15 protein-coding genes and 1 pseudogene are annotated in these 20058 nt (G+C 58.2%); 7 read left to right on the top strand and 9 right to left on the bottom strand.

All coding sequences use genetic code 11. The annotated features are described in order from the left end of the window. Positions 1-457 precede the first annotated feature (457 nt). Together D2E25_RS09345 and D2E25_RS09340 are read right to left on the bottom strand one after the other, a co-directional pair. Positions 458-1660 (bottom strand): ATP-binding cassette domain-containing protein, encoded by a 1203-nt coding sequence (locus tag D2E25_RS09345; RefSeq protein ID WP_125982131.1) that lies wholly within the window; start codon positions 1658-1660, stop codon positions 458-460. 20 nt (positions 1661-1680) lie between these two features. After that, positions 1681-3042, bottom strand: coding sequence for an ABC transporter permease (locus D2E25_RS09340; RefSeq protein ID WP_125982129.1), 1362 nt, complete (start codon positions 3040-3042; stop codon positions 1681-1683). Positions 3043-3430: 388 nt separating this feature from the next. On the opposite strand from D2E25_RS09340, the gene D2E25_RS09335 reads away from it, so the two are divergent. Then, positions 3431-5602: a DUF4012 domain-containing protein gene (locus D2E25_RS09335; protein ID WP_125982127.1), complete on the top strand. Its 2172-nt coding sequence runs from the start codon at positions 3431-3433 to the stop codon at positions 5600-5602. A 789-nt stretch (positions 5603-6391) separates the two neighbouring features. On the opposite strand, the pseudogene D2E25_RS09330 reads toward D2E25_RS09335, so the two are convergent. Beyond that, positions 6392-7310: pseudogene (locus tag D2E25_RS09330) on the bottom strand (VanZ family protein); the annotation flags it as partial. A gap of 281 nt (positions 7311-7591) precedes the next feature. On the opposite strand from D2E25_RS09330, the gene D2E25_RS09325 reads away from it, so the two are divergent. Both D2E25_RS09325 and D2E25_RS09320 read left to right on the top strand, forming a co-directional pair. Beyond that, entirely contained in the window at positions 7592-8446 is an 855-nt protein-coding gene (locus D2E25_RS09325) for an ABC transporter ATP-binding protein (protein WP_125982122.1), read from the top strand. Then, on the top strand, positions 8443-9897 hold the full coding sequence (locus D2E25_RS09320; RefSeq protein WP_125982120.1) for an FtsX-like permease family protein: 1455 nt from the start codon (positions 8443-8445) through the stop codon (positions 9895-9897). Before D2E25_RS09325 ends, D2E25_RS09320 begins: the two co-directional genes overlap by 4 nt. 71 nt (positions 9898-9968) lie before the next feature. Here D2E25_RS09320 and D2E25_RS09315 read toward each other — a convergent pair whose 3' ends face one another. From D2E25_RS09315 to D2E25_RS09300, 4 genes are all read right to left on the bottom strand, one after another. Beyond that, on the bottom strand, positions 9969-10814 hold the full coding sequence (locus D2E25_RS09315; RefSeq protein ID WP_125982118.1) for a YoaK family protein: 846 nt from the start codon (positions 10812-10814) through the stop codon (positions 9969-9971). Positions 10815-10946: 132 nt separating this feature from the next. Beyond that, the gene (locus D2E25_RS09310) at positions 10947-11771 is read right to left on the bottom strand and encodes a PhzF family phenazine biosynthesis protein (protein ID WP_206430768.1); all 825 of its coding nucleotides are present in this window, start codon (positions 11769-11771) and stop codon (positions 10947-10949) included. A gap of 81 nt (positions 11772-11852) precedes the next feature. Next, positions 11853-12188 (bottom strand): branched-chain amino acid transporter permease, encoded by a 336-nt coding sequence (locus D2E25_RS09305; protein WP_125982148.1) that lies wholly within the window; start codon positions 12186-12188, stop codon positions 11853-11855. Then, the gene (locus D2E25_RS09300; protein ID WP_164514797.1) at positions 12188-12985 is read right to left on the bottom strand and encodes an AzlC family ABC transporter permease; all 798 of its coding nucleotides are present in this window, start codon (positions 12983-12985) and stop codon (positions 12188-12190) included. The genes D2E25_RS09305 and D2E25_RS09300 overlap by 1 nt, the downstream gene beginning before the upstream one ends. Positions 12986-13154: 169 nt before the next feature. Here D2E25_RS09300 and D2E25_RS09295 point away from each other — a divergent pair, with 169 nt between their 5' ends. Both D2E25_RS09295 and D2E25_RS09290 read left to right on the top strand, forming a co-directional pair. Then, positions 13155-14033 (top strand): LysR family transcriptional regulator, encoded by an 879-nt coding sequence (locus tag D2E25_RS09295; RefSeq protein ID WP_125982115.1) that lies wholly within the window; start codon positions 13155-13157, stop codon positions 14031-14033. A gap of 311 nt (positions 14034-14344) precedes the next feature. Further along, entirely contained in the window at positions 14345-15694 is a 1350-nt protein-coding gene (locus D2E25_RS09290) for a tyrosine-type recombinase/integrase (RefSeq protein WP_125982113.1), read from the top strand. 18 nt (positions 15695-15712) lie between these two features. Here D2E25_RS09290 and D2E25_RS09285 read toward each other — a convergent pair whose 3' ends face one another. After that, positions 15713-16492, bottom strand: coding sequence for an Abi family protein (locus D2E25_RS09285; protein WP_125982110.1), 780 nt, complete (start codon positions 16490-16492; stop codon positions 15713-15715). Positions 16493-16907: 415 nt separating this feature from the next. Between D2E25_RS09285 and D2E25_RS09280 the strand changes: the two genes are divergently transcribed. Together D2E25_RS09280 and D2E25_RS09275 are read left to right on the top strand one after the other, a co-directional pair. Continuing rightward, the gene (locus D2E25_RS09280; RefSeq protein ID WP_125982107.1) at positions 16908-17453 is read left to right on the top strand and encodes a hypothetical protein; all 546 of its coding nucleotides are present in this window, start codon (positions 16908-16910) and stop codon (positions 17451-17453) included. A gap of 178 nt (positions 17454-17631) precedes the next feature. After that, complete coding sequence (locus D2E25_RS09275) at positions 17632-19023, top strand: hypothetical protein (protein WP_125982105.1); 1392 nt, start codon at positions 17632-17634, stop codon at positions 19021-19023. Positions 19024-19739: 716 nt separating this feature from the next. Here D2E25_RS09275 and D2E25_RS09270 read toward each other — a convergent pair. Next, complete coding sequence (locus tag D2E25_RS09270; protein WP_125982103.1) at positions 19740-19949, bottom strand: hypothetical protein; 210 nt, start codon at positions 19947-19949, stop codon at positions 19740-19742. Positions 19950-20058: the final 109 nt, after the last annotated feature.

Genomic DNA, 20058 nt, shown 5'->3' with positions numbered 1-20058 from the left:
CATACCCAGGCACTCCTCGCTCTTGCCAGACAACGATGCAACCTCATCTACAGCATCCTCAAACACCGAAATCCCTACCAATCACAACACACCACAAACTTGACACCAAGATAGGAACACTCAGTCACGGCCTACGGCCGTTCCAGCTCCCTCAGCCGAGGGAGCCGAGGCTACCGCATCCTCATCGACGTGTATTCACATAACTCGGCCCCCTCGGCTGAGGGGGCTGTCACGGCGTCAAGCCGTGACTGGGGGAGCGTCGCGGCGTTATGCGCCGCCAACAGCACAGCATCGCGCGTAAGCGCGATACCGTGATATACAACAAGCACGTCACACACCAAGAGCCGATTTAAGACAATCTCAGACATTATAAGCATTGAGCTCCCTGTGCGGGTTACCATGCCAGCACAGGGAGCTCAATGCTTGATAGAGCGAAAGGTAAAGCGGGGGATACGGCTTACAATTCCACGATGGTTTCGGCGGTGTTGGCTACGGCCTCGGACTCGGTGAGAATAATCACGCAACGCTTCACATCGCCATGCGTCAGCGACGTCAGCAGTTGCAGGATAGCGACACTATCGTCATCATTAAGACCAGCAGTCGGCTCATCAGCGATCAACACTTCGGCCTCGCAAGCAATCGCGCGCGCAATCGCAGCACGACGCTGATCAACCAAGTCAAGCTTCGATACCGGCGCGTTCGGCGTATCCGGGTGGAAACCAACGCGCTGCAGCAGCTCGCGTGCAAGCACTGGCTTCGGCTTCAAGAACGTGCGGCCAGAAGCATCCATCGCGTAGATAACATTGCGTTCAGCGCTCAGATCATCGCGCAGCGCATACTGCTGCGGAATAAGACCCAAACGATGACCGCGCAGCTCGCCGACCTCAAGCTCCGTCAGATTCGCGCTCTTATTCATCACATTGCCCTCAGTCGGACGAATAAAACCGCTCATTGTGCCCATCAGCGTCTCATGCAGCTCAGCATCGCCCTCCGGCAGCAGCATCGCATACATGTGACCTGCATAGAACGCCTGATCCACACGATCCAGCACATTGCGGCCAGTCTTCTTGTTCGCCACAGAAACCTTGTTCAGTGCGAACGTCGGGTACGACTTGAGCAAAATATCGTCCGCAGCATCATGACGCAGTTCCTTGTCAATACGCGACGACAAGCGTAAAGCCGGGTCAGCCGTAGCGGCACTAGGGTTTGCAGCAGCATCCGCAAGAGCGCCAGCTGCAGCACTCGCAGGAGCCTTCACGCTCAGGTTAAGCGTCTCGTTCACGCGGCTCGCGTTGGCTGCAGCAGCGTCAAGATTCTCATCATCCAGATCAGCGTCGGTTGTGCCGTTGGCGTCATCAGCAGCGGTGTTAGCAGCGCTGTCGGCGGCAGTGTCAGCAGACGAGGATTCGTCATTCTGCGTTGCCTCGGTTGCCTTGTCTGCCTCGTCTTCCGGTTCGCTAACGGTATCGCCGCTCAGATCAGCGATATCAGCGATACCGTCCGCATCCGAATCATCATCAAAAATGATGCTGAACTGCACATCATCGAGATTCGTAGCGGCATCGTTGTCAGCCGACTGCGCAGCGGTGTTCTCGGCAGCGTTCTCAGTGCCTTCAGTGAGATCGTCGGTGGTATTGGTCATGTCATCTGCCTTATTCATCGGTCTATCTCCTGTATCACTCACGCTTCAGTCGTCTCAGTTACGCTGGCGGCACTCTCGGATTCGCTGCTGCCAGAGCGTGCTGCGAACAGGTTGCGCGAGCGGAATGCCAGCACGCGGATCATCGCAATCAGCATGAGCACAATAATCACGCCCAAGCCACCCCAGATCACATGCCATACCAGCGCACTCGTCGGAGCTGTCGCATGGCCACCAGCCAGTGCCGCGCCCAGCGACTTGCTACCAAAGCCGCCAGCCAAAGCGCCAATCACAAAGCCAAGCAGTGTCGGCATGAACACTTCCAGCATGAACTGCCAGGCAATACGGCCCTTTGTCACACCAATCATCAGCTGCGTGCCGATTTCGTTCGCGCGGCCGTGCAGGTTGAAGCCCAACAGCACGAGCAGCAGCAGACCACCGATCACCCACAAGGCAATCAAAGCCGGTCGAAGCGTTGCAGCCAGCGAACCGAGAGTTGCGATCGACTCCTCGTAGGCAGCCAGCGACGGCGAAGAAACCTCATACTTTGCAGGCAGCTTCGCCTTCTTCAGTGCCTTGACGAACTTCTGATAATCCTTAACACTGTTCAGCTGGAACGCGATATTCAAATCAGGAATCAGCCAGCCAGTGCCATCCACCGCGTCAAAACCAGCCATGCCGAACGCATAGTAAGCGCTGTAAATCGCGTTATCACGATTATCCTTCGCCAGCTTCGCGTCAGAACCCTTGCCCTTGGCAGCAGCTTCGGTGTACTCGTAAATACCGCGAACCTTCAGCTTGACGGTTTTGCTCGCATCATTCGGGTACGCAATCTCAAACGTATCGCCAACCGACAGCTTATTCTTCTTAGCCAGAGCCTTCGAAATCAGTACGCTATTCTCATCCTGGCCGGAATAGTTCAGATGCTTGCCTTCTACAACCTTGTAGCGGCCGTAATCATTGTCATGCGCGGCATCCAGCGAATAGAACGCGCGGAACTGCAATTCGCCGCCCGTCTTATCAGCATCCTGATCATCAGTGCCAGCAATCGCCTGGAACTTCTCCGTCTGACGCACCGGCACCGTCTCCGCAAACGTGTAACCAAACGTTACGCCAGCAGACTGCACAGCGGTCGCATACGTCGTATAGCCAGTCCAACCAAGATAATTTTCGGTATAGCTAGAATCTGCGCCGTTATACTTCGCTTGTGTTTTCGCGTTCGGGCGGATGAGTGCCGTAACTTTCTGGGAATTGTAGGCACTACCAGTAGCAGTATCGTTCTCCTGTAGAACCGCCATGCCAAACATGGTTCCAAACGTAACGACAATGGCGATGAGTGCCGTCAGCAATGCGCGCCATTTACGGCGTGCGATGGCTGCCCAAGCGTTCTTGAGAACGAACATGCGCTTGTCTCTCCAGTCCCTCTCTCGCGGGCGCGGCGTTACGTTACGCCTTGCAACCGCTCGTTGTACATCGTTGGCCGAGATGCTGCCATATATTTATGGCGCCCAAGGGCATGGCATCTCGTGGTCAACACTATTGTCGCGCTATGTGTGTGTTTTCTTGCGCAATACTGTTATACCCCTCAATGAAGTCTGAAAGCCGGCTGAAAGCCGATGAAACAGATGCAACAACTTTGTGAAAAACGCGCCTGATTACACCCTGATGACGGGCTTCCAGAAAGTGAAATGAGCAAAGCACGGTATTATCACATGTGAATCATGCCGCGCTGGGCTCTCGATGTCCTACCTCGATGCCCCGCGGTGGAAACGAAACAGACGAGGTTGATCTATGCGCCGAGCTCCCCAGCACGTTGGACGAAAAGGACATCAGTTCCTCTCTCAGGCGCTGCTACCACAGCGAATCGTGCTGTACGTGATCTTCGCGCTGCTTGGTGTCGTGCTGTCGATCGTCGGTATCTACGGAGTGTCAGCGGCGAAAATGGCCATCGAAGCCAACCGCTTCATCTCCGCATCGGAAAACCTCGCCAATATTGCGCTCGGATGCGGTGGCGACGGCGACCTATCCACGTCTGCACAAGAACTCGTCTCCTCAACGCGCGAACTGCGCGACGAATTCGACAAACCGCAGTGGACTTACCTGCGTGACCACACCTCGTACGGCAATGACATTACCGCCGTGCGCACCATGCTTGACTCGATGAGCACGCTCGTAGACGGCCCATTTGTAGATCTTATGGACTTGGGCAAGCAAGTATCCGGCTTCTCCATGCAGGATAAAACCGTTGATTTAAGCGCAGTAACCGGCATGCCGAAAATCGTCAAGCAAGCGCGCAAAGATATCAAAACACAGACGGCTCGTTTGGAAAAGTTGCAGCGCCCGAAGGTCGGCAAAATCGGTTCGCTCATCGACACTGGTATTTCCTCGCTGAAATCCGTGGACACCATCATCGACGAATACGATGAGCTGATTAACTTGCTGCCGCAGCTACTCGGCGAAAACGGTGAACGCACGTATCTCGTTGCTATTTACAATCCTTCCGAACTGCGCTCCGGCGGTGGCATGGTCGGCAACGTTGCGACCATCACCGCGAACAAGGGCAAAGTGACCATCGGCGACTTCACCGCGACAACGAACTTCGAATACGGTACAGCACCGTATGACGATCAGAACGTCAAAGAAGCAGCGATTTTCGGCGATCAGGTATGGAAATACCCGCAGACCACCACAGTCAACCCGAACTTCCAGCGCGCGGCTGTCACCCTCAAGAACCAGTGGCAAGCGCAAGAAGGCAACGAGGACACGCAGATTGCCGGCGTATTCGCACTCGACCCAATCTTCATGCAGTCGCTCATCGGCGCAACTGGGCCGATTACGCTGTCCGACGGTAAGGTGCTGGACGGTACCAACACGGCGAAATTCTTCCTCAAAGACCTGTATATCGACCACCCGGACTACACCGAGCAGAACGAATACACCAACAAAGCATCCAAGCAGATCATGACCCACGTGTTCGCTGGCGTGAACACGTCAACCGTGTCCGGACTGCTCAAGGCCACGCGCGAAACGTCTGCCAGCGGCCACTTCAAGCTGTGGATGAAGCACGATAAAGAACTGCAAGCACTCGTGCAAACCAAGGTGTTTGACGCGAATGTAGCCGGTTTGCTGCCTGATGATGCAACCACGCCAACCGCCGGCGTATATTTTACCGAGGCTGTGCCGAGCAAGCTCGACTGGTATCTCGAGCCGAAGATCACCGTGACGAAGACCTGCGGCAAGACGTTCGCTTCCGCTGCGCGCCGGCTCAGCGACGATGTGAACGCGCGTCCGCGTGCCACCAACCTGCTGACCATTCCCACCTCGCAGCTTGGCGACGAATACACGGTGACAGTGACGCTGAAAAACACGTTGACTAAGGAACAGGTCAAATCGTTGCCAACATTCGTTGTTGGTGAGGACGGCAGCGGCGTAATGCAGCCGCGACTGTTCCTGATGGCGCCCAGCGGTGGCATGATCACGTCGCTGGCCTACGAATCCGGCGATTTTGTGGCCAACGGTACGGTTGAAGGTCACCAGTTCATCAACCTGCGTTTGACGGACGGTATTAAGCCGGGATCGTCAGTGACGATTGCGTTCACCGTGCGCGCTGCAGAATCTGCTACCTCCGCGCTCAACGTAGTAACTACGCCGGTGATCGGCGAAAACGGTATTTACACCGGTACTGGTGGCCAAGTGACCGACGAATGCGGTACTGACGTGCCGGACGCGGTGCAAGACCAATGGGCTGGCACCGGCTCCACGGACGGTTCAGATACGACTGGTAATGGCACGGGCGATAGTACGACGAGTGCTGGTGGCTCTGGCGATCAGGCAAACTCTACGCAGACGCCTACGCAGGAAGATCAAAATTCGACTGACACTTCCGCTGGCGGGCTTGACAAGCTGCAAAGCCTCAAGAACAATCTCCAGTGCCCCGTTGACCTGAAGAAGATGCTCGCGTAGGCGCGTATTGCGCGGGCGTTCACGCGCCTGTATTCACGATGATGATGGGATGAGTTCACCTGCGTGTGGCTTATCGAACATCATACGGAAACGCAGGTGGAGTAGACCAAAGCATGATAGTGAAGAAGCTAAGGCAAAGGAACGATCATGCAGGTCAACATCAATCATCATGAAGCAGTCCATAACAACGCGGCGCACACTCTCGATAGCCAGTACGACGCATACATGTTCGCTGAATACGGCATCGAACGCTGAATCGGAGTCGTGTCCGGTTGGCAGGTAAGCCAAGCGAGCCGGAGAGTCGAAGAGTTGTGAAGGCTGACGGGTCGGTGAGTCGCAGACAGTGAAGTTTGCTGTATATGATGTGATGCCAGACAGCCAGTGAGTAGGCTTGTTGCGTGGGCAATGGGCTGAATGTGGGGAAAACGCGATCTTAAGCGGATCGCGCCGCGTGAAGGTGCTGATCGACCATTGAGGATGTGGGGAAAACAGACCGCGTAGAACTCCGTTTGTGGTGAAAATCGGACATCTCGGATTGATACATTCACGATGTGGTGAAAAGAGACCACGAACAAGCCTTTTTCGCGTTTGTCATGGGTATATTTTCACCACATCGTCAAGCAAGATGCGTTATCTGTCCGGTATTCCCCACATTGCGCGGATCATCATCCGCGGGTAGCAAATCGTATGGCATTTGCTTTGTCACCCAGTAGAAAATAAGCAATGCGAATGTGAGCAAACCAGCCCGCGGAATCAGCCGCATGAATATGACCATCATGAACACCGCCGTCCGCACAGCATAGAACAGTACGCGTCGCCAGCCCGACCGCACGCGCGTCTCGCAGGTCATGTGCGTGAACCCGCCGCCGAGCGTGCGTCCACCGCGCATCCACGGCACCAGCAGCTCGAAAATCAGCAGCGCGATCAGCGTCACCACGTCAGCGAACATAACATCGTTGCCAAACACATGGGCGATGGCTGGAATCGGCTGCCATATTGCGATATTGCGCAGAATCAGCGCGTCATAACCAATCGTGGCGAGTGCGGTCACCGGAATCGCTACGATCATGATCACCGTCAAATCAATCATGTACGTGATACAGCGGCGCAGGAATCCAGGTTGCGTCACCGTCGTCAGATCGTTCTTGCGCGGCGGCACAAGTCGATCGAACAGTCGGGCGGCAGCGTAGCCGAGCAGCGCGCCCAGCGTGTTCGTGATCAGATCATCCACATCGAACAGTCGGTACGAGCACGGATACAGGCCGAGAAATCCGGTCAACTGTAGCGTCTCGATCATCAAACTCGTCGCAAAACCGAACGGCAGCGCGGCGGCCAGCGGCCAGCGGAATACACGACCCATGATGAAGCCAAGCGGCAGAAAGAATGCGACGTTCAATGCGAGCTGCATGATCGCGAAGAGGCCGTCGGTACGGATGTCTCCGATGAACTGCAGCGGGTTGAGCTGCGGGGTGAGATGATGCGCGGCGCAGTAGGCTGCCGCATCTTCAGGCATCGGATAAAGCGTAAAGCAAAGCAGTCCGATGGCGTACAGCACCGTGCCATATGCGACGAGCACCTGCGAGAAGCGGATGCGATTGTAACGGTGATACAGTAGCGCGAGCACCGGCACCGTCAGCACCGCCGATATGAACGGCCACAGAGCAACCGCCAGCATGAATGGCCGGCTGAAATATGCGATGTATCCCATAGGTTTTCTTCTCCGATTCTCTCTGGCTTTCTCTGGTTTCTCACGCCAGTTGTTCTCCGCTTTGCGCGGCGGTCATATGCCACCGTAGCGGTCGATTGCGTTGCTCGGCATCGATCGGCGGAATGATGTGCGCAGCTGGGGTATGGGTGTCTGTTTGATGGTCATCCTTGCAGGTAATCCTTTCGAATGAGATGGCGCACGGATTTCCGCCAAACAACCTAGAGATGGTTCATCCCGCAGCCCGATGGATGGCCGAACGGCGAGTTCGTAGCCTCGGTAGTATGAACACAGCACAGCAATCCCAAACAGTCGCACCGGTAGCTCAGCCGGCGCAACCCCAACCTTGGCAACCGCGCAAGTGGAGTCCGATACTTGAAGCGCATGATCTCGTAATGGACTACACTGCCACGATGTTCAAAACGCAGGCCGGTCGCGCGGTCGCAGGAACAGTATCCGCCGCCAATCCAAATTCGCCGAACTTGCCAAATTCCCCCTCGCCATTCGGGCTGCACACACTCGCCTTAAACCACGTGAACTTTGTATTAGGGGAAGGCGAAACCATTGCCGTTATGGGACCGTCCGGTTCCGGCAAATCAACATTGCTCCATGCGCTCGCAGGCATCATTCGCCCTACCTGTGGAACCGTGACGTTCCGCGGCGCGGATCTCGGAACTATGAGCGATGCCGACCGCACCAAACTGCGCCGCAGCACTTTCGGCTTCGTATTTCAATCAGGTCATCTGCTACCCGAGCTGCCGGCTGTAGAAAACATTGCCCTGCCGATGATGCTCAATGGCGCACCATATCGCGCCGCAACGGATGCGGCCATGCTTTGGCTTGAACGCATGGGTCTCAAGGCGCTGGCTACCCATCGGCCCGGCGAGATGAGCGGCGGTCAGATGCAGCGCATCGCCATTGCTCGAGCGCTTGCCGTACGACCGGCCGTCGTTTTCGCCGACGAGCCAACCGGCGCGCTCGACCAGTCCACAGGCCGCGAGGTCATGGGTATCCTCATGGCCGCCGCACGCGATAATGGTGCGGCTGTGATCGTTGTCACCCACGATCCGAACGTGGCGGACTTCTGCTCGCGCACCGTGACCATGCAGGACGGGCAGCTGGGAGAGGTCACACGATGAGCACGTTTGCACTCTGGCGGTTATTCCATCGCCACGGTCGGTCAAGCTCGACCGGTCACACCTCGGTACTGGCGATTATCGCGTTCGCTGCGGCGACAGCCATCTTCCTCACCGTGTTTGGCGGCGTGCACGGGTTCATGTGGCGCGCCTCCGCCGACCACACAATCGGCTGCATGTTCAATGAAACCGTATGCGCTCCTGGCACGCTTGCCGCTTGGCAACACCGGGTCGCCAATCCTACTGATCCTGCTTCCTATGCCGCTGGGTACGTGATGCTCGCAGGGTTCGCCTGCATGCTGCTCGTCGTGCCGTTCGTGGCGCTCGCCGGTTCCGCAGCGAGACTGGCCGCGTCCCGCCGCGATGCGCGCCTTGCCACTTTGCGACTGGTCGGCGCCACCACCAGTCAAGTGGTTCGCCTTACCGCGTTTGACGCCGCCGGCCAGGCCTTGGCTGGCTCGCTCATTGGAACCCTCGGCTACTGCGCGCTCATGCCGCTGATTATGTTGTTGCGCTTCCAGAATCAGAGGTTCACGTTTGAACAGCTTTGGGTCGGGGCGCCTGCTCTGGTTGCCACGGTTGTAGGCGTTGCCGTACTGGCGCTGGTTTCTTCGCTGATTACGTTACGTCGCGTGGCTATTACGCCGCTTGGCGTCACGAATCGTGTGGCGGGCTCGCTGCCGTCCGCTTGGCGTGCGGCGATTTTCGTTCTCGTGATGTTCGCTGCCGTGATCGTGTTCAAGAATCCGGCGATGTTGGCAGGCTTCGGGATGGGTGAGACGATGATCTATGCCGTGGTGATCGGCTTCGTACTGCTTTGCTTTGCACTGTTCAATCTTCTCGGTTCGTGGGTGGTCACGGCCCGCGCCAAGTCCAAGGCGCGCCACCCCAAAGATGCTGCGACCATGATCGCCATGCGCCGCATTCTTGACAATCCCAAGCGCGCCTGGCGCAATGTCTCTGGCATTGCACTGGCTGTGTTCATCGCCGGTATCACGTCGATCTGCGGATTTCTCGGCTCGGCTTCGGCAGCCGATAGTTCGAATGATCCAGCGACGCTGTTTCTGCGCGATATCGGCACCGGCGGACTGCTGACGTTGATATTCGCCGCCGTGCTCGCAGCCGTCAGCTCAGGTGTGATGCAGGCTGGTAGCGTCTACGATCAGGTGAACGAATACCGCATGCTTGTGCTCGAAGGTACGGACGCGAAGACCTTGAATCGTGCGAGGTTCCTCGAAGTGCTCACGCCGCTGAATATCGTGGTAATCGTGGCGGGTGGCTGCTCGATGCTGCTTATGGCGCCGCTATTCGCCGCATCGATGACCAAGCCGGCTACGCTGCTGAGCTTCTTTGGCGGCCTCGCGCTGTGCTATGCGCTGGTTGCGATTGGCGCATTCGCTTCCAATCGAGTGGCCGCTAGTCTCAATCTGACTGATTATCGCGCTGATGATTAAGTGATGGCTGGATGATGGCTACGGTGGTATGCGAATGTTATGCAACGGCAGATAACGCGCAGAACAACGGGTTATTTGCCGGTGACCCAGCGTGCGTCGGAGCGTACGTTCGGGAGCATCATTGCGATGACCACCAGCAGGCAGCCGATCATCACCATCAGAATGACGTCTTCGTGACCGTTGGTCTGCAGCAGTGCGCCAGCCAGTGCGCCGGCTGCCAGTGCGATCATCACCACTGCGCGTCGGCCGAGCTTCGATTGCTCGTGACCGTGGGCCGAAGTGTCCGCAACAATGCCGGTTAACGTCATTGTGAGCACTGTCGTCGGCAGATCTGGGACCGACAGTTTGCGCGCGGTGGAGTTTTGGATGCCCATCGCTGGTGCGAGTAGCACGATGAGCAGGATAATGTGCAAGTCGATGTGGTTGGCAGTCGGGAAGTTGAGACTCGGGGAGTTGGTGGCGGCGATGGCTTGCGCGGCCGCCGTTGCCATGTTCGCGGGTTTGCCGGTCCCGCCTATCGTCGGCTCGGCAGAGAACCGGTTGAGCAGGGTAGTGCCGACCAGTGCTGCGATGACGAACACTGCTTGAACCGAGGTCGACACCAGCAGATGCCGTGCGCGGTTCGCGCCGAAATAGTGGATGATGCGCCCGCCGATGAGTGCGCCGACCATGAACGTGGCCAACGTTAGTGCGGACGTCCACCAGACGAAGCCCTGCGCGTGTGCGATCGAAAAGCCCAGAAACACGATATTGCCGGTCACGTTGGCCACGAACACGTGACCCAGCGCGAGATAACTCAGCGCGTCAACAAGCCCTGCCACGAACGTCAAAATCACCAGCGCGGGGGAGAGCAGACCGTACTTGTCGTCCCTGTGCGGAATCAACGTGCGTCCTGCTTCAGCAAGATGAGAGGTCATGGTGCGGCGGCTCCCTGTATGCGGCTGGATTCGAATCGATGACCTCAGGAATCGTACGCTAAGTCCCCGTCAGCGCGCTTCTGGTGTATTTGCGTTTCGTCCACTAGAAAGATCGCACAGCAGTTGTTGTCATCAGTCGGGCAGGATGGTGCCGATGGAGAACAGCACCGCGCTGCCGCCGAGGCTGACGCGACCGTCGCCGACCGTGGCGTGGATGACGCCGCCACGCGCCGAGGCCTGATACGCGGTGAGCGCGGTTTTGCCGAAGTGTTTGCTCCAGTACGGCAGGATGTGGCAATGGCCGGAGCCGCAGACCGGGTCCTCGGGGACGTTGAGCTTCGGCGCGAACGATCGGGACACGCAGTCGAAGCCTGAGCCCGGGTCGCCGACCGCCGTGACGTTGGCCAGCAGGCCGGGTAGATCCTTGAGCAGTTCCTGATCGGGGTCGAGACTGCGTACGGTTCGCGCGTCGGACATCACGCACAGCAGGTCGCGGCCGATCCATGCCTCGGCCGGACGCGCGCCCAATGCGCGCTCCATCGCATCGGTAACCGGTGTGGGTTTCAGGTCGAAGGCGGGGAAGTCCATGGTGAACACGTCGCCAGCGTGGTCGTCACCATCACGCCTGTCGCCCCGCCGTCGGGTCACGGTCAGCACGCCGCTCATTGTCTGGAACCGCACCACGTCGGCGTCCGGTTCCACGAACCGCAGCACCACATATGCAGAGGCAAGCGTTGCGTGACCGCACAGGTCGATCTCGCCGCCCGGCGTGAACCAGCGCAGGTGCCATCCTTCTGGTTCGCGTACGACGAACGCGGTCTCGGAGAACCGGTTCTCCATCGCGATATCCGCCATCAGCTCGTCAGAGGGCCATGATTCCGGCAGGCACACCGCCGCTGGATTGCCCTTGAACACCCTGTCCGTGAACGCATCCACCACATACTGCCGCATAGTCATACTTGTCTCCCATTGCTTTCGTCATCTACCGTCGGATGTCCATCGCCATGAATCCTCACGAGGCAGGAAGCCACAAACCCGTCACACGAACACCAGCTGGACGAGCATCATGTACACGATGGTTCCGCCGGCGACGGACACCAGCATGCTGTGGTGCCACCGATGCAGCAGCACGATGACGAGGACCGCGATCGCCTCGGGCGCTCCATGGAATCCGGAGAGCGGCGACACGTCCTTGAGCGCGTACACCACCAGCAGACCGGTCATCGCGTGTGGCAGCACCTTGCCGAGGTAGGTCACCGTCCTGGGCGGGCGGCGCGAATCGGGAAACAGCGTGAACGGCAGGAAGCGGGTGAGCATGGTGCCCAACGAGACCGCCGCTATGGTTACGACGGCTTGCCATGTGGTCATGGTCATCATTGCTCCTTCCCCTTCCGGGCGCCATTTGTATCGTCTGCGTTCTCCAATCGTGTACGCAATATCAGGAACGCCGCGAGCATCAACGCCATGGTCGGAATCATGAACCGGTCCGGGCCGAACAGCGCCAGACAGATCGCGGAGGCCGACAGCCCGACCAGCGCAGGCGCATGAGGCCGAGCCGAATCCACGAGATTCGCGACCACCGGGTGTGGGCGCGGAGCGCTGACGTCGCCCTCCTTCCGGTTCTGGTCGTCATCCCACTGTTCGAGGAGAATCGACAGGAACAGGGCGGCGAGCACGAACTCGATGCCCTTGGTATCGAACGGCAGCACGCCGCCGGCCAGCCAGCCCACGGCGATTCCACCGAACCAGTAGGAACGGCAAAGCACCGAGATGAACATCATGAACCATCCCCGGTCGACCGATGCCGGAATATGAACGCTGGAATCGATGGCGAACGTCTCGTCGATCATCGTGAAGATCAGATACGGCTTCCTCCAGCCCAATCCACGAAATTTGTCCAACATCGACAGGCCATAGAACAGATGACGCGCGTTGACCATGATCGCCAGCAGGAACGCGGCCCATGGGTCGAACGCGGACAACAGCAGATTCACGGTGACGAACTCCATGGAGCCAGCGAAGATGACGTAGCCCATGGCCAGCGGGTACACGATCGGGAACCCCTTGGCGTGCATGAGCAGTCCGTAGGATCCGCCGAAAAACAGGAAGCTGGCGGCAATCGGCAAAGTGGGCGGCAACGCGGCCCGGAGCGCCGTACGCAACAACGCCATATCGGGGGATCCTTTCCTTCATTGATGTTCCCGTGCATGTGTCGAACAATCCAGCTGCGCTGGACGTGTCCGATGGCGGCCATCGTATGACGGGCATATACGATAAGTACAATCAAATCCGCTAATGGACACGTAAGCGATGCTTATGCAACGTCTATGATGAGCAATTATGGACAACCGGTATCTCGCCCTGCGGCACATCGTCGAATACGGCAGCTTCTCCGCGGCCGCCGACGAGCTGCGATGCAGCCAGTCGGCCGTCAGCCAGATGATCGCCTCGCTGGAGAAGGAACTCGACGTCACCTTGCTCAACCGGCAGCGCGGCGGATGCACGCTCACCGAGGAGGGGCGCCAGCTCTACCCGCTCATCGAACGCTATGTGGAGGACGGCCTGCGCATCCGCGAACGGACCGACGAGATTCTCGGCCTCGACACCGGCGTGATCCGCATGGGCACCATCGCCAGCATCTCCGCCCACTGGCTGCCCGGACTTATCAGCGGATTCCAACAACGCCACCCGAACGTGCGGTTCGTCTTGCATCAGGGCGACTACACCACCATTCAGGAATGGATTCATAACGGCACCATCGACTTCGGATTCATCAACCCTGCCGCCGCGCGCGACGTGCAGACCATCACCATCAAACGGGGCGCCATGCTCGCCGTCCTGCCGCAAGACCATCCGCTCGCCGCACTTGACCGGGTGCCGTTGGCCGCGCTCGCCGAGGAGCCCATGATCCTGCTGGAGGAGGGACATTATTCCGAGCCGTTGGAGGCGTTCGCGTCGGTCGGGCTCAAACCGAACGTGCGGCTGCGCATCCACGACGACTATTCGATCATGACCATGGTCGAGGCCGGATTGGGCTTCAGCATCCTCGCCGAACTCATCCTCCACCGCACCAGCACCAACTACCGGCTCGCCCTGCGCCCCACCGACCCGCCCGTGGAACGCACCATCGCCATCGCCTACGCCGATCGCGACAGGCTCCCCCTGGCGGCCAGGCGATTCATCGAGCACCTGCGAAACAACATCGACACATTGCCCTGAAGGTGTTGCCTCTGTTGCCCGGTTGCGGGGGTGCTGAAAAACAAAAACCCCAGAACCGCGTGGTTCTGGGGCGATGGCGGAGGATACGAGATTCGAAACCGCTCGAACCCATATCCTCCGCCACCGCGAAATAACAAGCTTTCCTAGGAAATCATAGCATTTGCAGGCCTTCGTGGAAGAGTCCGGAGGGGACATTTTCGGCGGCAGAGGACGTTTATATTGACCCACTAATAACCCAAAAACTATGCTCGACTTACTCCAGAAGGGGGTTGCATATATCGCGAAAGAAACACGTTGAAGGATGTGATGGTATGGCAAAGAGGAAAGGCTCGCGCAGTTTCGGGTGGATTCGCAAGCGGCCGGTGAAGGATACGGTGAATGGCGGTTCGAAGTCGGCGTACTACGCGTCGTACCTGAACCCGTTTGATAGTTCGGAGCGTGTTCATGCGCCGGACCGGTTCGATACGCTGCTGGATGCACGTAAGTGGTTGGATGAGGAGCATCGCCTGATCAGTTCCGGTGAGTGGACTCGTCCTGCCGACCGGCTCAAGAAGATGCGGGAGCGTGGGCAGACGTTTGGCGAGTTTGCGGAGAAGTGGTTCGACCGGCATAAAGGGGCGTGGCGTCCGCGTACGAGGGAGACGTATCGGGGTCGGCTGAACAGTCGGCTTCTGCCCGTGTTCGGTAATACCCGGTTGCGGGATATCAGCGTGGATATGGTGCGGGAATGGTATGACGGGGACATCGCCAAGGTTCCGGGGCAGCGTGCCAGTTGTTATGGGATGTTGTGGGAGATCATGGAGGAAGCGTACAAGCCTCCGTATCGTCTGTTGGATTTCAACCCGTGCACGATCAAGGGCGGGAGCCGACATGCGGGGGTGGAGCGTCCGGTGGCAACTCCCGAGCAAGTGCAGCAGATCGTGGACGCGATGCCGGAACGGTATCGGCTCATGGTGCTGCTGGCGACATGGATGTCGATGCGGTTCGGTGAGGTGAGGGCGTTGCGGCGCAGTGACATCGATTTGTCTAAAAAGGAGATTCACATCACCCGCAACGTGACGCATACAAGCGAGGACGGGTTCGTGGAGGGCGCTCCCAAGACCCGTGCCGGCGTTCGTACCGTCGCGATTCCCGACTCGTTGGTTCCCGAGATTCGCCGGCATATCGCCCGATTCGCCGGTGAGGGAGCGGATGGACTGTTGTTTCGCTCGGCGGGCGGCGGCTATGTGCACCAGTCCGAGGTCGAGAAGGCGTTTCTGAAGGCGAGAACGGCCGTGGGACTGCCGAACCTGCGGTTCCATGACCTGCGGCATACGGGCAATACCATCGCGATGCAGACCGGTTCGGCGACGCTGGCCGATCTACAGGCTCGTGGCGGTTGGACCACTCCGAACATGGTGTTGCATTACGCGCATTCGAGCATCGAACGGCAGCATGGCATCGCCGACGCTTTGGATGATGTCAGGCAGGGGCGGAAGACCTTGGTCGAGGAGAAACCGGACGCTGCTGCCGGTCATGACGACGATGGTGTGCGTGAGCTGGCAACGAGTCTGAAGGATGCGTTGAGTGGGCAGCAGGCCTTGCTTGACGAGCAGCGCGCGTTGCGTGAACAGAACCAGAAGCTCGTGGAGTTGCTGACGCATGTCGGCTTGGCGCTATAAGCGTCGGAATACCCCGACCTAGTCCTTGCGATGCGGAGCGCGTGGCCGGATTTCGACGTGTGCCGGTAATGCTGGCTGGTTCTGACGGGTCTTGTCGAGCAGAGCGTTTTTCGTGTTGGCTTCCCGGCGGAGTCTGGAGATGTCGAGCCATCCTCGTGCGAAGTTCTTGTCGATTGCAGTGAGCAGGTACATGGATGCGTTGATGATGCGTCGTTTCTGATCTGCGGCGGTGTAGAGGTTGTCGAAGTGGGCGGCTTTGTTGCGTACGCCGCGTAGGTAGGCGAGATTCCTTGCGACGGCTTGTCTGCCTGACTCATCTTGTTGTGTGTTCGGGAATGCTTGCGCGATCTGCAGTTGCCAGAGCTCGCGTTGTAGTGTGGTGCGTTCGCTGTGTTCGGGCAGTCCGATCATTTTGACCCAAGTGCCCCACATGAGCTTGGAGAGTACGTCGTCATGGCTGATTGGCTGTCCGGGGAGGGCGGCCATGGCCAAGTGTCGTGCCTCGCGTATTTGCTTGCTGATGAGCTTGGATACCAATACGGGCTCGTGTTCCTCGCTGGTCCATTGTTCGTCGTTGTGCTCATTGAGGGCCATGACGCGTAGCTGCCGGTCGATCGCGTTGCGTACGGCGATCTCGACGTAGCCGATCTGTTCGTGTAGGACTCCCGCAAACCGGTGATTCCACTTGCATAAGGAGAGCGCGGTCGTTGGGTCTTGGGAGGCGTCATTGAGATATCGGTCGAAGCGCGCTTGTCCGCAGAACTTTTTCGCTTGGCTGATGATTATGACGTCGTCCATATTGACATGGTACACTGATGGCACCTGGGCAGGTCGTCCTGCCTGTGATCCCATTGGCCTCCTCTTTTTCGAGGAGGCCAGTGTTGTATTTGGGGTCGTGTGCCCGGTTTCTGCATGTGCGGTGCTTGACGATGGTGTGATGCACCGCGCTCGTGTGATTGGGTGCGGAGAATCCCCGAAAGGGTTGCGCGTTTTCCCGAAAGGTTGTGCGCGACTTTTCCGCCCCTTTGCGGTTATATGAAAAATTTATGGCCACGATCCTAAATCTTCCGCTTATAAACGGGATTTATGGCCACCGGTTTTTTGAGGGTTGCGGCAGGTGTTTTGTTGTGCGCGAATCCTATACCGCGCGATTACCGACCGAGCGGACAAGTTCGCAGGGTGCGGACTCCAGTCGCTCGGAACGGATAATACCATGAAAAAAGTGATCGCGCGGACGAAGAACCTCGCACTGTATTTGGGCCTCGATGTGGAAACGGTGAGCCGGTTCATGCGCAACGGAATGCTGCTGAAGGAGGCAGCGGAACGCAACCTGATCCATTACGCGGTGGACAAGGACGTGCTGATGGCGGCGATCGACAGGGAGATGCAACGGTCGGCGCGCGGATACGTGAACGTGACCCTGTGGTTCGTTGCGTTCGCCCCGTGGCTGCTGCACAGTTCAGTCGAAGTGAAGCGTGCGGCGGCGGGCGTGCCGACGTGGATGAAGGCCTCCGACATCGCCGAGATATTCGACGTGTCGGCGAAGACCCTGTCCCGTAACGCGGTGATCGGGCCTGAACAGCCGCACGCCATCAGTGCGGTACGGGTGAGGCGCACGCTCCTGTGCCGGGTGTCGGATATCGCGGAACGGTATCCCCGACGCGACAGAGTCATCAAGGGCGACCCAAGAATCTGGCGGGATTGTCAAAAGATAAACTCCGGTTTCACCTGGAATTTCAGGCATGGAAACGAGTCGTGACATGCTGGCCGGGCAACGCTGCGCGGTGTGGGTTCCCGTCATGTCCCGGCATGTGGCGCAACGGTGGCACGCAATGCGTGGGCGGCGTGTCGATGCGGGTTTTTCGGCGGAAATATGACGGCGCCCCGTTTCCCTTCGCTGATGGGCGGGGCGCGAGACGATGACAAGGACGGGATTGATGACGAGGAAAACACAAGGTGGTCAAGACGGCATGAGTGGTGAAGCCGATGATCATGAGGAGTATGACAGCGCGTACCCGTTGCGTTGCCTGCACAGGGTGGCGCGTAACGGCATCGAGGTCAGGTGCGGGCACTGTCGTGGTTGTCGGGGTTTGAAGTTCATGGAAGATGTGCGCATCGGCGTGGACGGATTGTCCCGGCCGGGGAGGTTTGTGTTCATGGCGCTGATGGCTCCGGAGCCGATAGACGTGACCAACATTCATATGGCTCCGCCAAAGCGGTATGCGGACGGGTGGAACCGGGACATCTGCGACCGTTTGCATAGCACGCCATGCCTGTGCGGCCGATGGCACGTGCCCGGTTACGCGCTGACGTGGTTTCGGATACCATACCGATGGAGTACGCCTGACGGACCCGAGGTCTTCCGGAGACGTGCCGAACGCAACCTGCTCACAGCACGGCTGGTTAACGCGACCCTGAGTAAGCTGCGGCGTCGCTATCCCGGGGTTGAAGTGTATTATGCGCTTGACCTGACGAATCTGCTATCCGTACGCGCGCAATGGTTGTTGCGTTTCCCCGCTGATACCTGCGTGGACTGTGACGCTTTGGTGGCATGGCTGGCTGATACCCGGTTGAGGGGATTTGATATGGGCTGGGACCCGGTACATCACGACTGCCGGGTTTTGAAACCGGCTGACATTCTGGCGGAGCAGTTCATGGCTCACATGGTGCATGCCACTTTCCTCGGTACAGGATGCAACGACACCGGGGTGGATGACGAGGCGATTCGTGACATCTACCGGAAATATGGTGCTGAATCTGAAACCGACGGGCGTGGGGAATGGTTCCAAGTGAGCGATACCGACCGATACGGTCGCCAACAGGAGCTCGACGCCCTGCAAAAGGATCGGGACCATTTGAATAGATATCGGCACCGGATGCTGCATGAGCTGACCCGCAGCAGCCTGCTGAACGAGGTGATACCAGACCAGAGCTGTCCCGTGCACGGCGAATTCGGGTACGCTTATGACACTGTCGACTACGGTGTCGGCATGTGGCGGCCGGGGCTTGCGTATGTAGATCGCTGGGAGAAAATGACGTATGATGCCGCCGGGGGAGCCGATTTTGCTGATCTTCTGACGTGCGTGGGCATGCTGCGTCGTAACCGGGAGTGCACGTGCAAATCGAATCCGCTGTTCATCAAGCGCGACGACATCGCCAATTACGGACTGGGCGAACACTTGACGGGATACACGCGCGGATGGAGCAGCCTGAACAAAACGATACTGAAAGCCCAGCGCATAAACCACGTACTGAACCGAGACAATGATACCGAGAACGACGCGTTGAAACTGAACGACTTGCTGCACTGGCTCAAGACCGTGGACTGACAACGACATACCCGGCCAGCACTTTCAACGAGCGTCACAGCGCCCGGCGGTAAATACCCGGAAGAGACCTTGAAATATTGGCTACACGGCGCCGATCGGGGCGGGAAACAGGGCGAAACGGGCCGGTATACAGTTTTTCTAACGGCACAGGCCTTAGAAAAAACCAGCAGGCCCGTAACAATACCGGCAGGAAGCAGGCAAATAGTTCGGGTCCACGGGCACATAATTCCGATCAAACGTTTGCGAGCTCCGATGGATGGGTGAGGATGCGGGATGCCATATGCGGTCATTTGCGGGCATGGGATGGCTCTGCCCGAAGACGGCGGATAGTTGCGATGCGGCTACGGATAGTTGCGTTCCGGTGATTTCACGCGGAATGGCAGCGTGACATGGTGTGCTATCTTGGCAGGCGCATGGGGCATCTGGGGAAATAGTTGCGATGCGACAGTGAGTTGTTCCTATCGGGTTGAGTGATAGTTGCGATGCAAGGTGTGATAGTTGCGATCAACGAGCGGAATAGTTCCGATCGGCAGACCAATACCCGTGAGGTGGTCGGGCGTGTTGGTTGTTCCGTTTCCTGACGCGGAATGCGATGACTCCAACTTTGGAGGCACTAACGCCAATGAATACTTGAGCAGATATGAGAAAGGCCCGCTTCGCTCCTGTTTGATTACGGGAGTGGGCGGGCCTGTAATGGATCGTTGACGTGTTGACCGTTATGGCAGGTTGGGAACGACAGTCATGCCTTCGTATCGCCAGCCTGCCTGATATGCGGTTTTCGCTTCCATGTAATCGGGGGTGAGCAGCAGGCCTGACGTGCGTGGACTGCGCATCCTGTAGATGAGCCACGGGCCAGGTAGCTTATTGTCTGCGCCATTACGGCGTGTTGATTGATTGCTGTTGGTGTTGGAGTTTTGGTTGTTCATGCTTATGTCAGCGGAACCTGCGTTGTTCACGCTGGCGGGGTTGAATACCCTGATAGTCGGGTCCTAGACCATGAGGGCGTGCATATGGGAAGACCCCGGAGCGTATCTC

The sequence above is a fragment of the Bifidobacterium goeldii genome, assembly GCF_003951095.1.
Classification (GTDB): domain Bacteria; phylum Actinomycetota; class Actinomycetes; order Actinomycetales; family Bifidobacteriaceae; genus Bifidobacterium; species Bifidobacterium goeldii.
The sequence above is the reverse complement of the archived record's forward strand: the minus strand, read 5'-3'. Positions and strand labels throughout refer to the sequence as shown.

Coding starts and splice junctions, on each gene's coding strand:
- D2E25_RS09310 (WP_206430768.1), bottom strand. CDS start 11,771: ATGACTATGCGGCAGTATGTGGTGGATGCGTTCACGGACAGGGTGTTC.
- D2E25_RS09335 (WP_125982127.1), top strand. CDS start 3,431: ATGCGCCGAGCTCCCCAGCACGTTGGACGAAAAGGACATCAGTTCCTC.
- D2E25_RS09285 (WP_125982110.1), bottom strand. CDS start 16,492: ATGGACGACGTCATAATCATCAGCCAAGCGAAAAAGTTCTGCGGACAA.
- D2E25_RS09345 (WP_125982131.1), bottom strand. CDS start 1,660: ATGAATAAGGCAGATGACATGACCAATACCACCGACGATCTCACTGAA.
- D2E25_RS09280 (WP_125982107.1), top strand. CDS start 16,908: ATGAAAAAAGTGATCGCGCGGACGAAGAACCTCGCACTGTATTTGGGC.
- D2E25_RS09315 (WP_125982118.1), bottom strand. CDS start 10,814: ATGACCTCTCATCTTGCTGAAGCAGGACGCACGTTGATTCCGCACAGG.
- D2E25_RS09295 (WP_125982115.1), top strand. CDS start 13,155: ATGGACAACCGGTATCTCGCCCTGCGGCACATCGTCGAATACGGCAGC.
- D2E25_RS09325 (WP_125982122.1), top strand. CDS start 7,592: ATGAACACAGCACAGCAATCCCAAACAGTCGCACCGGTAGCTCAGCCG.
- D2E25_RS09275 (WP_125982105.1), top strand. CDS start 17,632: ATGACGAGGAAAACACAAGGTGGTCAAGACGGCATGAGTGGTGAAGCC.
- D2E25_RS09300 (WP_164514797.1), bottom strand. CDS start 12,985: ATGGCGTTGTTGCGTACGGCGCTCCGGGCCGCGTTGCCGCCCACTTTG.
- D2E25_RS09305 (WP_125982148.1), bottom strand. CDS start 12,188: ATGACCATGACCACATGGCAAGCCGTCGTAACCATAGCGGCGGTCTCG.
- D2E25_RS09320 (WP_125982120.1), top strand. CDS start 8,443: ATGAGCACGTTTGCACTCTGGCGGTTATTCCATCGCCACGGTCGGTCA.
- D2E25_RS09270 (WP_125982103.1), bottom strand. CDS start 19,949: ATGAACAACCAAAACTCCAACACCAACAGCAATCAATCAACACGCCGT.
- D2E25_RS09290 (WP_125982113.1), top strand. CDS start 14,345: ATGGCAAAGAGGAAAGGCTCGCGCAGTTTCGGGTGGATTCGCAAGCGG.
- D2E25_RS09340 (WP_125982129.1), bottom strand. CDS start 3,042: ATGTTCGTTCTCAAGAACGCTTGGGCAGCCATCGCACGCCGTAAATGG.